Source organism: Sphingobacterium puteale (genome assembly GCF_003627955.1).
Classification (GTDB): Bacteria; Bacteroidota; Bacteroidia; order Sphingobacteriales; family Sphingobacteriaceae; genus Sphingobacterium; species Sphingobacterium puteale.
Window position 1 is genome coordinate 200,076 of sequence record NZ_RBWS01000014.1, and the last position, 12,940, is coordinate 213,015.

Below are 12,940 nucleotides of genomic sequence, written 5' to 3' on the forward strand. Positions count from 1 at the left end.
GAAGAATGAAAAAAGGCGAAACTTTGAAAAAAATGAATTAAAATATGAAAGTCCAAGTAAAGACCTTTGGCTCCTTGACAGATATATTGGCAAAGGAGTTTTATATAACAGCCAACGATACGACAGAATTATTGGCAACATTATCGCACGACCATGCTGAATTGGCACAGCGTAGCCTGTTGATAGCCGTGAACAATACCATTGTTAAGACACCAGTGACATTTCAGGAAAATGATATCGTTGCCTTAATGCCACCCTATTCTGGAGGATAAGCAATGCGGAATGAACGGTATTCGAGGCATTATGTCCTCCCCGGTTTTGGTGAATTAGGCCAACAAAAGCTGCAAGCTGCCCGCGTACTGGTCGTTGGCGCTGGCGGGCTTGGCTGCCCTGTACTTCAATATCTGGCAGCAGCAGGGGTTGGAACACTTGGTATCATAGACCATGATCATGTCGGGTTGAGCAACCTGCACCGCCAGGTTCTGTATGATATCAACGATATCGGCCGAGCTAAAGCTGAGGTAGCAGCGAATAAGCTCAAGCAGCAGAATCCTGATATTGAGATCCATTACTGGGTGGAACAATTGCATTCGAACAATGTCGCAGATTTGATCCATTCGTACGACCTCATCATGGATTGTACAGATAATTTTGCTGCACGATACCTGCTTTGCGATGCTTGCCGTTTATTGGATAAACCCTTGGTTTTTGCTGCGATCTACCAATATGAAGGACAAATAGCTACATTCAATGTAGCCGACAAAGAAGGGATAAAGACAAATTATCGGCATTTGTTCCCGACACCTCCCACGTCCTTGGAAGCTCCCGATTGTAATGTAGCGGGGGTATTGGGTGTATTGCCCGGTATGATCGGAATATTACAAGCAACCGAAGCCATCAAGCTATTAACCGGCATCGGTAGCGCCTTGATTAATAAATTAATGACGGTCAATATGCTTGACAATAGCAGTTATATCTTTGAAATACCCTTAACGGCATACGCAGAAACCATTTGCCCACAAACGCTAGCAGAGTTGAGTACCTTTAATTATGAGCAATACTGTGCTTCGGAGAGCCGATTTATACAGGCCATAGATGCAAAAGAGTTTGTTGAAATGTGGTCCACAGGGGATGTTGTCCTTGTCGATGTGCGTGATCCAAATGAACTTCCGCGTCTGTCATATCCACATCTATCCATTCCGCTTTCAACTTTACCCGCGCAAATCAAAAATATAGATAATACACGCGTTGTTTTTATCTGTCAAAGCGGAAAACGGAGCCTGTTGGCTGCCCAGTATTTTTACGAGCAGACAGATGCCGGACAACAAATATTCCATCTGGACGGCGGCATGATCGCCTTAGAAAACTATATAAATGACTAAACAAAAAAACGACATATTTTTTCAAGGACCAATTCCGGCCACTTTGGTTGCGGAAGCGATCTCAAAGCACCATAATAAACCTGAAATTGGTGCACATAGCATCTTCCTCGGACAGATTAGGGCTGATAAGATTGATGGAAAGATCGTAAAATCTATCGATTATACGACAAACCGGGAACTGGCCTTCCTTAAAATGGCGGAAATTCGCGAAGCAATATTTGATAAGTATCCATTATCCTGTATGCATGTTTATCATAGTGAGGGTGAAGTACGGGTTGGCGAAATTTGCTTCTTTGTATTCACATCGTCAGTACATAGGCGTGCAGCGATGGATGCTTGTGACGAACTTGTTGAACGTATAAAAAAAGAAATACCCATCTGGGGTAAAGAACTATTTGAAGACGATACGCATCAATGGAAAATTAATAGATAATATGGTTGATATTACACATAAAAGTGCGACTTTGAGGAAAGCAATAGCAATGGCCACAGTACTTGTCTCTTCTGAGAATACCGTCAGGCTTATTGAACAGCGACAGGTTCCGAAAGGCGACATATTTGAATTTGCACGTGCCTCTGCATTACTCGCGATCAAGAAAACTGGCGATATGATCCCTGATTGTCACCCTTTGCCAGTAGAATATGCTGCGATCCGATATACCGTAGCGGGCTTACAAATTCATATTGAAGTTGAAGTACATACGATCTATAAAACTGGTGTGGAGGTTGAAGCCATGCACGGCGCCTCTGTTGCAGCGCTCGTTATTTATGATATGCTAAAGCCCATAGACAAACAGGTGGAAATAGGTGGTATCCGATTACTTGAGAAAAAAGGTGGTAAGAGCAATGAATCCTTGCCTTGGATCGCAGCGCTTAAAGCTGCCGTCGTAGTTTGTAGCGATTCGGTAACCCGAGGAGAAAAAGAAGATATCTCAGGCAAGCTTCTGTGCGATCTTTTGGAACAGCAAGGCTTACACGATATTGCCTATGCGGTAATTGCTGACGAAACGACCGCGGTACAAGAACGTCTGGAACACTATGGGCAAGCTGGTATAGATCTTCTGATATTCACGGGAGGCACAGGACTCTCGGATCGAGATATTACGCCAGATGCTGTTGCGCCATATATTACCAAAGATATTCCCGGAATTATGGAAACGGCAAGACAATACGGACAGCAGCGTGTTAAAACGGCTATGTTGTCCAGAGGTATTTCTGGATTTGCCGATCGCATGTTGGTACTTACCCTGCCCGGATCACCGAATGGTGTACGTGAAAGTATAAGCGCATTATTTCCACAGGTGCTGCATGTCTTTCAAGTGAGGGCAAACGTTGGACATTAAGTCCTCAGCTTTTCGACAAGCTGTTTGATCCGCATAATGGTCTGGCTGATTTCCACTTCACGGGTAAATCGGCCCAGACTAAATCGAATGGATGATAAGGCATCCAAATCTGACAAACCCATAGCCTTGAGCACATGTGAGGGCCTTGAGGTCACCGCAGAACAGGCCGAACCACTGGATACCGAAATTGTATCCAATCGAGTAATCAGCTGGTCTGACAGCACACCTTTAAAGCAGATGTTTGTCGTGTTGAATAACCGATGGGACGTACTTCCATTTATGAATGTATCTGGAATAGCGAGGAGTTCGTTCTCGAGGTGATCTCGGAGCTGTTTTATATGGAGTTGATCTGCTTCTAAGTCTTCCAGCGCAATTCGCAAAGCTGCTGCCATCCCAATGATGCCGGTTGTATTGACAGTTCCGCTACGCCAGCCTTGTTGCTGTCCGCCCCCATGGATTTGAGGTATCACGTGCTCTTGAACTTGACTGGCAATATACAGCCCCCCTATCCCTTTAGGTCCGTAAAATTTGTGTGCTGAAAAAGCCATAAAATCCACATCCAGATGCTGAAGACTTATATGCATTTTTCCAACTGCCTGTGTTGCATCACATAAAACAAGTGCATGGCTTTGATGCGCTATTTCACTGATCTGTTTTATGGGTAAGATAATACCCGTTTCATTATTCACGAGCATGGTACAAATCAACAGCGTATCTTCGCGAATACTTTCCTTAAGCAATCTGAGATCGAGCATGCCTTGACGATCTACCTTTAGAAAGGAAACTTCAAATCCCGATCGCTCCATAAAAGCGCAGCTTTCCAAAACAGCTTTGTGTTCTGTGGAAATGCTGATGATATGTTTCCTGGACGAAAACTGGAGTCCTTTTAGGACCAAGTTAATTGATTCTGTGGCACCCGAAGTGAAAATGATATTCTTGGGCTGCGTACCCAGTCTATCAGCGATGTCTTCGCTCGCCTGGTCCATAGCATCCTGTATGGTTAAACTAAATAGATGTGAACCACTTGGATTGGCATATCCCGTCCTAAAAAATGGAAGCATTTCATTCAAAACACGCTCATCTACCGGGGTAGTCGCATTGTAGTCTAGATAGATAAATTTTGAGTTTATATTGTCCATTTAATTATCCTATAGTATCTTTCTATCAAAACTTTTTCATTCTCATTTTCAACAGCTATTTTAGTGCGTTTTAACCTTCAATAAACGACTCAAGATAAAAAATTAAGCACACACATAATCATCTGAATGATAAATACTTCATCATATTCTTTTGGTCCTAATAGATTTAGTCATTCCTATCGTTCCGATATTCTAGTCTATCTAAAGACTTCATCTTTCCTTTTTTGTCTCTATGGAAAAAAATAATCATTTTTCGTCTAAATAACAAAACTCGCCTATTTTCCCACACAACAGGCCACACACATGAATGTTGTTTGATTGCTTTTAACATATTTATATGGTCAGGTTGCAGCGGCCCCACGGATTCAAGTCCCGTGATCTGGCCATTTCCAAGAACAATAAATTGGACCATCATGGAATCCAAGTGCGTTGTTCATTGCAAATCGTTTTTTTATGCTGCCAAAGTGTTTATTTTCGCAACGATGAGATACCTCCCATAGCTCGCTATATAGCTTTTGAGCGAACACTTTAACCGCTATTGTGAGCTTTATCTCAAAACAACCGTTACAGCATTCATGAATTCCAATATCTAATTAATTCATAAAATGAGAAGTGAAAAAGTTACCCCGCTGTCGTTATTCCCCCCTGAAATTGTCGTATATATAGACTAAGATGAATGCAGCTGTGTCGATATATTTGTAATATACAATTTAATAAATCAAGAATATGAAAAGAATAACGCTATTGTGGTTTACAACTACCATCTTTCTTGGACTTTTAGTGTCCTGCGTGCACACACCTGTGAAACAAGCACAGGAATCAAGTCGAAAAGATTCATTGAGTGGAAAAGCTCTCCCGGCGTCGGCAACCGGATATGCAGATGTCAATGGGCTGAAAATGTACTACGAAGTTTATGGTAAGGGTAAACCTTTGGTGCTACTGCACGGCTCCTATATGACGATTCCATTAAATTGGTCAAATATAATTCCGTATTTCACCGACCGGAAGGTTATTGTCGCTGAAATGCAGGGGCATGGTCGCACGAGGGATATCTCACGCAAAATCAGCTACGAAAGTATGGCAGACGATGTCTCTGGGTTGTTAAAACATCTGAAAATTGACAGTGCTGACATCCTAGGTTACAGCATGGGTGGTGGAATTGCCTATCAGCTAGCAATAAGACATCCTGATCAGGTTCGCCGCCTCATTGTTCTATCAGGGAGCTATAGGCATGATGGCTGGTGGCCGGATGTAGAGAAAATGTATTCCACTATAAATGCCGATATGTTCAAGGGATCTCCGATTGAGAAACAATACGACAGTCTCGGCAATGATCCCAAACACTTTCCGGAATTTGTAAAAAAGGTAATCCAGATTGATCTCGAACCTTATGACTGGTCTAAAGAAGTAAAAGCGATAAAAGCGCCGTTATTTCAAATTATCGGCGACGCCGATGGAATACGGTATGAGCATGCACTGGAATTATATACAGCATTGGGAGGTGGTAAAATGGGCGATATACATGGGCTACCGAAGTCCAGACTAGCGATTGTGCCCGGTACAACACATATTGGCATAATGTATAGAATGGATTGGCTTACGCCTATGATCAATGACTTTTTGGATTCAGATCTAAATACAGCCCCACCCACTTTTTAAATGCAAACACCATTGTCCATCTACTCAACAAATAAATCTTCCAAGATTGACATGATCGCAATACTAAACGTTTTGGCCACCTATCCGCCGCTTGTTCAATTTCTTTTCCTATGCCAAGTTGTCCAAAAAACAAATCGTTTAAATTTGTAAGACTGTAAATGATCAAAATTCAGATAGAATGTATAGAAGAACCCCAATTGTTTAAGGATATTAAAAAATCGACGGAAGATGCCTGACATAAATTTAAACAGTCGGGGGTAGTCGATTTTTCAGGTCCTAAGAAAATAAAAAAATAACCATAATGAAAAAGCTATGCAAAAGATAATTCCAAACCTCTGGTTTGACAACAACGCACAGGAAGCCGCCGAATATTATCTGTCGGTTTTCAAAGATGGTAAGATCATCAATATTACTTATTACCCGAATTCAGAAACCGAAGGACTGGCCGATTTCCAGAAGGATTTCGCGGGAAAAGTACTTACCGTTGAATTTGAGATTCTGGGAATGCGTTTCATCGGGATCAATGCCGGACCGGTATTCAAATTTAACGAAGCTATTTCGCTGATGATCCCCTGCAAAGACCAGACTGAAATAGACTACTATTGGGAAGCACTTACGTCGGGTGGGGGACAAGAGAGCGTCTGTGGCTGGCTGAAAGACAGATACGGATTAAGCTGGCAGGTTTCTCCTGAAAATTGGGCGGAACTCAACAAAAGACCCGGTGCATTCAAAAAAATGATGGGAATGAAAAAGATCATTATTGCTGATTTCTAAAAACAAGGTAACGAAAAAGTCCATGTACTAGCACTATAAACTTGAAAAAAAAGCTTATGTGCCGGTACATTGGGCTTAGTTATACAATAAGCGATGTTCAAATATCGAAAATCCGATAGTCGAGACATCTAAGGCAGCATTGGACAGAATAACAATTGCTTTTTGGGATTTATCATCAAATGCAACAAAAGACCTAAATCCGCCTGTACCTCCAGAATGATGAAATATCCTCCTGTTTCCAGCTTTTTTAATACGCCAGCCCAACGCCATACTTTGATCGTTGTCCACAAAAGTTACCTGATGAGTCAAGTGAATGGCTTTTGTCAGTTGATTCTCGGAACCTAACTGTGCCTTCATAAAAGTAATCATGTCATCCAATGTCGATCTAATGGCCCCAGATCCCGCTAAAGATCCCAAGTGCCAATACGACGTTGGCCTTCCTTTTTCATTATATCCTTGTACGGCACCGGCATCTTTTAATGATGTATTTTTCATTCCAAGCGGCAAGCAAATATTATCAATGACCAATTGTTCAAAACTTTTATTATTATAACGTTCTAATGCTACACCTAATACACCTGCGCCTAAATTTGAATAAGAAAACTTAATTCCCGTTTGAGACAAAACTTTATATTTTTTCAAAAAATGGAAGAGTGAATCAACCGTGTAATGACTATATGGATCAGCCAGAATGACATTGGTCGTAAAAATATTCTCCGGGAGCCGAGGAAATCCCGCGGTATGATTGGACAGTTGCACAAGTGAAACCGGATGACCACGCCATGCTAAACGAGGAAGAGAATCTGGCAGATATTTACTGACCGGATCGTCCAATTGCATATTGCCACCAACTACTTCTTTTGCCAATAAAAGTGAGGTGAAAATTTTTGTAACCGAACCAATCTCAAAAATACTTTTAGAAGCGTGCGGGAGTTGATAGCTCGCCTTAGCGATAGTCCCATAACTATATTTTCTTTGCTGCTTTCCATTAATTACCGCTAACATAATACCTGCGGTAGCACCCTTTTGAATATACGGTCTGACGAATTTTTCCACCAGTAAATCTATGGAGTCTTTTAATGGATTATTGCTCTCGACCATGAAATTCTTATCTTGTACGACAAATGGTATTTCTTTGAAATTCATCCTTAGGACCTGCTTTTCATTATTGAGCAGAACAGAAAATAATTGGTCAGAGTTTTCGAACTTAATGGTATAATTGTATCCGCTGATAGTCGAATCAACAAAAGAAAACTGCTCCATTGTGCCCACATTTGCCACAAACTTCTTCATCCCCAGTGAAAACTTTTCTTTTGAGATTTTAGCCTGATAGATGGCAGATGATCGCCCGTAGATCTCACCCGATTTTTTTTCATTGAGAAGCCCTTGGAACTCTTGCATAAAAGAATCGTAATCGGAACGAGTAACTTGAGCAGGCAAGAACTTAACTGAAAACAGAAACAAAACAAGGAGAACGTAGAACTTATAATTTAGTTTAATTTTCATTTTATTACTAAATCAACTCGTTCGCCAAAAGCACAAAAAACTTATAATGAATCAATTACACATACGATATATTTAGAGTATGTTCAAAATCGAACAACGTATGTTCATTTATGAACATGCTAAGAAGCTATTTGGATAAAGTCAACCTCCAGCTGGTCACTGCACATTCGTCACCTTTTCATTTTAACTTTTCACGGGGAGATGTTCAGGCCTGAAAACGGCAAAATCCATATCGTTGCAATTCTTATCGGTTGGGCCGTGCAATATATTGGCTTTACATTGACTCGCCTGATCATCCTGTTTTTAGGAATATTCAGGTCATTGCGAACTATATTGGATGAATCTATCAAAAAATGCCGCTTGAATAGGTTTACAGTCAGTTAAATGAGATAAATTCGGTACAATAATCATCACACAAGAGCAGCAACAATACATCAATTGGAAGGCCTGTGATACTTGCCGTTATAGCATTGAATCAATAACCGTGTTACATATGCCCAGAAAGCGTTATTAATATAGATGCCCTTGACATAGCAATTAACGTAGTTTTTCCATCGCAAATGTCAAATCTCTTATTGCTTGTTTTTGCAAATTACTTAAAGCAGTAGTATCAATCCACTGACGCAACAGATCATACCCCCAACTCCTACTCACTTTTCCTTCGACCATTGACGGATTAAAATTGGGTTTCTTATTTCCGGTAATGTCTATCACGGAATTTAAATAAAGGTATATTGGAATCAGATCTTTGGTTTTCATGTCGGCACCAATACTTAGGGCATATGTTGCCGCTTTCTCATGCTGGTTGGATATGATATAAATTTCCAGAATACAGAGCTGAAACAACTGTCTGTTTACTGAGCCTTCCTTTTCATTGACAATACGTTCAAAATAGTAGTCTATGCTCTTTTGAAATGCTTCCAGCGCTTTCTCATCCGCATTCATCTTCTGATACAACGCTCCAACATCGGTCCAGCTTTCAGGTCTAAACCGCTTGGATAAGGTAAGATAATCCTGCAAAGCCGCTATGGTATCCTGGATGGCAAGGTAACTTTGCGCTCTATTGTCGAATGCAGGGACAACAACATTCATTATACGGATCGGACCTACTGTATCACGTTGAATAGCTTGGGTCAAATCAGAAATCGCACCTCTAAAATCACCCAGTCTAAACCTAGCTTCACCAAGATTTCCAAAGCTGACTCTTTTTTTAGCCAAATCGGGATTAATTTCAATAGCTTTATCCGCCAATTCGACTGTCGTCTTATAATCCTGATCATAGATAAAACATTGGTTGCTCCGGTCTGCTAAAGCATGCACCATATCATTATCATGAGGTAGATCATCCATATCCATCAGCCCTATCTGCTGGAAGTAAAGCAACACGCCACCTCGCTTTTCCGCGTGGCTATTCTGATTTTTAGGTGATTTTGGAAGTTTATTTTGTCGGAAATTCAATTCTGCCAAAAGGGGGCTGTTGATCATGTCCCGGGGTACCTCTTGAATATTATTTGATGCCAAACGTAGCTCCTTACCTAAAAAACGATCCCATCCGCTAGATGGGAGATTAGAAATATTACAGCTCGACAGATCAACAGCGTAGTATTTCGAGGGAATTGTGAATAATGATTTAAGAATATCAAAAGATGAAAAATCGTTATTGAAAATTCGTATTATCTTAATATTTGACCAGTTTTTAAGATCACTTGGAAACTCACGCAGCGCGGTACTTGCAAGTTGCCTATCGGTCTTCGGATTATCTTTACGCAAAATTTTCCTAGTATAATCGTATACATTGTAATGTGAAGGACGGTCATTGATTGCATAAAACTCCGTTAAATTGGAAAGTTCACCTAAGGACTCTGGCAGAATAGTTATATTGTTATGGCTTATATTTAGTATTTTGAGTTGATCCATACTGCCGATAGAAATTGGCAGCTTTTTCAGCTGATTGATGTCGACATAAAGCTCCCGAAGATTAGTTAACACGCCTATGTGATCTGGAAGTTTTTGCAGGAGATTGGTTGAAACGCGTAAGTTTTCAAGCTTAGAGAGCTTGGTTATACTTTCTGGTAGCGCTGTTAAAAAATTATCACTTGCATCAAAACTCTTTAAACTGGATAAGGCCCCGATATCTTCTGGCAACGATACCAAATTGCAAAACGATAAATTTAATGTTTTGAGCTTTTTCAATCCCCCTAGCGGTGGTAACGTATCTAACGGATTAGCTTGTAAATTCAACTGCTGCAATTGATGAAAGTTGCCAATAGCTGCAGGAACATCATGCAATTTATTACTTTGAAGTTCTAATGTTTTAAGGCGCTTAAGCGTTCCTATTTTATTGGAAAGTCCAGTAAGCTGATTACCTGACAGGTTTAAGTCAGTTAATTCACTTAACTGGAATAGACCATAAGGTAAGGTGTCAATTGCGTTTTCAGAAAGATCAAGCACACGTAGTTTTTTCAATCGCGAAAGCTGCGCAGGAAAATAAAGTACCGATTTTGTTTTTGTAATCCGCAATTCCCTCAATTCTTTAAATTGAAACAGGCCCGATGAAATCTGCTTGAGAGAACCAGATATAAATGATAGTTTCTCCAGTTTGACACTGCTGCTAAAATTGCACATAAACTGACCTAGATCATAGATATCATTGAAATATAATTCCAAATTTTTTAGGGACTTGAATCCCCTATCAAAATACGTTACCGTATCTTTATTTTTAAAAGAGCTTAAACTTAGCGTTTCTATTCTTTTTTTATTGGGAAGTATTTCCAATATATGATCAATGCGATCACTTGGCGATGTGGAGCTGATCGCAATTTCACTTATTTGGGGCGGAAATTCAAATGGGTCCATCAAGGGTTTATATTCAAACGAGATACCCCTCAATTGACTATTATCTTTCAAACCTTTCGGGATATGCTGAGCGGGGAAAGCCCTGAAAATTAAATAATTTAACCTTGGAAGCTTATTTAGCTTAGCAATTTCCGCTGCTAAGTTTATCTTGGAGTTTCCTTCGAATGCCAGGGCCCTTAATTGTTTCTGTTTATAAAATTCATTGTCTAGATGTAATGTCCCTGCAGGCTCTAAAGTGTCTATTCGAAAACTAAATTCCTTGAAAACAACAGCCTCCAAATTGGGAAATAGAAATAACGATCGACATAGACTATCCAGTTGGCGCTGGTTTTCAAATTCTAGCCCAAGGTAACGGACCTGAGGCAAGCTATCAACAAGATCTTTTAAAAGAACAATATCCTTAGCAGTTATACGGGCAAAGGATATTCGATCACTAGGCGGGTGATTTTTGATAAAGCTTACATTACTTGGGAAGCCATCAAGAATTGCCTTATATCCAAGCAGATCCTGGGCACTTAATTGTAGGCAAAAAAAACTTAATGCGATGAATAAAAACCGCATCAGACTTAATCTGGCAATCAAATTATTTCCCTTAACCATTTTGTCAACTATTATGTATCAGGTTCAAGTCCCTGCTGTACCTGAAAAGAAAAGTTTCCCCCGCCACATCAAAGAAATCAATAACATGGTCATAATGGAGCGCTTAATTATCGGCGCGGGGATAATTAAGGTATTCCAGCCCGAAAACACCAAACCCTTGAAAGAAACATAAAATTCAACCAATATTAATATCATCATTAAAAAGAGCAAAATAAAAACTTGTTTTATTAATTCAGACTTCATATATCGGCTTTTATTTCTTAAATATAAATATACTCACACTATCTAGCAAATAAAACTATATAATATTAAAAATCTATTGTAAGTTTTTTCTACCCTGATTCACGTTGGCGGCATAATTTGTCCGGGCCAAATCTGATGGTTTGCTTCTGTCGTAACACAACAGGCCCCTGTTGTAGCTTGTGACCTATATTTTATTACCTTCACCGATACGGATGCTAACGAGATCCTAAGAAAAATCTTCTTTTTGGTCAAAACTGACCAGGTGAAGTGTTTTCCCGTAAAACTAACAGAGGTCCAGCGCGGTGGCCATCCGGAACAGGTCGTCCGGGTCCGTTGCCGCATCCTAATTTTATCGCCAGGCAGGTGTTCCCTGCCTATGAAATGGCCGAAATTATAGATCTGTTGCGGCAAACAACCTTTCCGTGAGATGGATCATAACATTAAATTTTCATCAACAAGTTGTAAGCAATAACTGCTCCTTATAACGCTATTTTTTTGATTGCCATACCATTATCACTGTCCCTCTTTTAGGGCCGACTCTATCGTCAAGTTGTTATTTAGGTCGCCTCCTTTCTTTTAAGGCTAGCCATGCCCCCACCGGAGATGCGTACATAGCGATACGCCAAAAATGGGCTCAAACTGATCGAATTGGTTCCATCATGTGTAAAACGATAGGCGATGATCCGATTGAATATTTATACCCAAAGGAATCTCGCTAATACTCCAGCGTAACCTACCGGAATTAAAGAGCCAAATTGAGATTGTTCTAAAATAGAAAATACCGCTGTTTGAAAAGGTGGCCCGTAGCTGAATATCTACATTATAAATTTTATGGCCATTCTGTCGATATTTTCACCTAAAACTCCACATATTCTTTTGTAACATTGCTAAATATTATTGCTTAAAAACCGCTTAATAACTAAAATAATCTGTTGTTTATTAAACAAATAACAAAACTAAAAACTCGTTTATAGTGCTACATCATAATGTAGAACTGCTGAATGGTAATGTAATATTAATATGATCTCTTTTTGTTAAACTTCATCTATCCGTTCAAAAAGAGTACAGTATTTTTTTTGTATGATGGCCATATTTCAGATAATGAGAACGCGATATATTGACTAATTATTTAAATGAAATAGAAATTAACATACAGCATTAAATTTAGATTGTCACAAAAAGTGCTAACAAATAAATCTATGCTCAAAAAAGCATTTATCAACAGAATACAACGGTTTTAATCCACGATTAAACAGGGTATCATGTTTCAGTAAATGTTGAATATAAACCAAATAATAAAAATACACATGAAAAAGAAAACTGAAAAAAAGATCTACTTGGCACCCGTAATCGAGCAGTTAGAAGTACTGATGGAGGAAGGTGTGGCTGCAGGCTCGGCCGGGTCGGCCCAACCCGGAGGAGGCTCCGGCGTTAACGA

Annotated in this window: 10 protein-coding genes; 7 read left to right on the forward strand and 3 right to left on the reverse strand. The window is 39.9% G+C overall.

Features of this window, described 5'->3' with window-relative positions; all coding sequences use genetic code 11:
• Positions 1-44: 44 nt before the first annotated feature.
• The 4 genes from D7322_RS18695 to moaCB are packed head-to-tail and all read left to right on the forward strand — an operon-like array spanning position 45 to position 2,725.
• Complete coding sequence (locus D7322_RS18695; protein ID WP_121125762.1) at positions 45-272, forward strand: MoaD/ThiS family protein; 228 nt, start codon at positions 45-47, stop codon at positions 270-272.
• Between the two features lie 3 nt (positions 273-275).
• Positions 276-1,382, forward strand: coding sequence for a HesA/MoeB/ThiF family protein (locus D7322_RS18700; RefSeq protein ID WP_121125763.1), 1,107 nt, complete (start codon positions 276-278; stop codon positions 1,380-1,382).
• Entirely contained in the window at positions 1,375-1,815 is a 441-nt protein-coding gene (locus D7322_RS18705) for a molybdenum cofactor biosynthesis protein MoaE (RefSeq protein WP_121125764.1), read from the forward strand. The genes D7322_RS18700 and D7322_RS18705 overlap by 8 nt, the downstream gene beginning before the upstream one ends.
• A 1-nt stretch (position 1,816) precedes the next feature.
• The gene (moaCB, locus tag D7322_RS18710) at positions 1,817-2,725 is read left to right on the forward strand and encodes a bifunctional molybdenum cofactor biosynthesis protein MoaC/MoaB (protein WP_121125765.1); all 909 of its coding nucleotides are present in this window, start codon (positions 1,817-1,819) and stop codon (positions 2,723-2,725) included.
• On the opposite strand, the gene D7322_RS18715 is transcribed toward moaCB, so the two are convergent.
• Positions 2,722-3,864, reverse strand: a complete 1,143-nt coding sequence (locus tag D7322_RS18715) for a cysteine desulfurase family protein (RefSeq protein WP_121125766.1) — start codon at positions 3,862-3,864, stop codon at positions 2,722-2,724. The two genes, moaCB and D7322_RS18715, sit on opposite strands and share 4 nt — an antisense overlap.
• Positions 3,865-4,590: 726 nt before the next feature.
• On the opposite strand from D7322_RS18715, the gene D7322_RS18725 reads away from it, so the two are divergent.
• Both D7322_RS18725 and D7322_RS18730 read left to right on the forward strand, forming a co-directional pair.
• Entirely contained in the window at positions 4,591-5,523 is a 933-nt protein-coding gene (locus D7322_RS18725; protein WP_121125768.1) for an alpha/beta fold hydrolase, read from the forward strand.
• A 312-nt stretch (positions 5,524-5,835) separates the two neighbouring features.
• On the forward strand, positions 5,836-6,297 hold the full coding sequence (locus tag D7322_RS18730; RefSeq protein WP_121125769.1) for a VOC family protein: 462 nt from the start codon (positions 5,836-5,838) through the stop codon (positions 6,295-6,297).
• Between the two features lie 75 nt (positions 6,298-6,372).
• Here the strand turns inward: D7322_RS18730 and D7322_RS18735 are convergent, their stop codons facing one another.
• Both D7322_RS18735 and D7322_RS18740 read right to left on the reverse strand, forming a co-directional pair.
• A complete protein-coding gene (locus tag D7322_RS18735; RefSeq protein WP_121125770.1) occupies positions 6,373-7,803 on the reverse strand; it encodes a serine hydrolase in 1,431 nt (476 codons plus the stop codon).
• 537 nt (positions 7,804-8,340) lie between these two features.
• Positions 8,341-11,220 carry a leucine-rich repeat domain-containing protein gene (locus D7322_RS18740; RefSeq protein WP_183078761.1) on the reverse strand — a complete coding sequence of 960 codons (2,880 nt, stop codon included), beginning with the start codon at positions 11,218-11,220 and terminating at the stop codon, positions 8,341-8,343.
• Between D7322_RS18740 and D7322_RS28500 the strand changes: the two genes are divergently transcribed.
• Positions 11,204-11,431: a hypothetical protein gene (locus D7322_RS28500; protein ID WP_183078762.1), complete on the forward strand. Its 228-nt coding sequence runs from the start codon at positions 11,204-11,206 to the stop codon at positions 11,429-11,431. The two genes, D7322_RS18740 and D7322_RS28500, sit on opposite strands and share 17 nt — an antisense overlap.
• Positions 11,432-12,940 lie beyond the last annotated feature (1,509 nt).

Excerpts from the sequence above, each read along its gene's own strand:
- D7322_RS18725 (WP_121125768.1), top strand. The coding sequence starts at position 4,591 with ATGAAAAGAATAACGCTATTGTGGTTTACAACTACCATCTTTCTTGGA.
- D7322_RS28500 (WP_183078762.1), top strand. The coding sequence starts at position 11,204 with ATGAATAAAAACCGCATCAGACTTAATCTGGCAATCAAATTATTTCCC.
- D7322_RS18705 (WP_121125764.1), top strand. The coding sequence starts at position 1,375 with ATGACTAAACAAAAAAACGACATATTTTTTCAAGGACCAATTCCGGCC.
- D7322_RS18700 (WP_121125763.1), top strand. The coding sequence starts at position 276 with ATGCGGAATGAACGGTATTCGAGGCATTATGTCCTCCCCGGTTTTGGT.
- D7322_RS18695 (WP_121125762.1), top strand. The coding sequence starts at position 45 with ATGAAAGTCCAAGTAAAGACCTTTGGCTCCTTGACAGATATATTGGCA.
- moaCB (WP_121125765.1), top strand. The coding sequence starts at position 1,817 with ATGGTTGATATTACACATAAAAGTGCGACTTTGAGGAAAGCAATAGCA.
- D7322_RS18730 (WP_121125769.1), top strand. The coding sequence starts at position 5,836 with ATGCAAAAGATAATTCCAAACCTCTGGTTTGACAACAACGCACAGGAA.
- D7322_RS18740 (WP_183078761.1), bottom strand. The coding sequence starts at position 11,220 with ATGCGGTTTTTATTCATCGCATTAAGTTTTTTTTGCCTACAATTAAGT.
- D7322_RS18735 (WP_121125770.1), bottom strand. The coding sequence starts at position 7,803 with ATGAAAATTAAACTAAATTATAAGTTCTACGTTCTCCTTGTTTTGTTT.
- D7322_RS18715 (WP_121125766.1), bottom strand. The coding sequence starts at position 3,864 with ATGGACAATATAAACTCAAAATTTATCTATCTAGACTACAATGCGACT.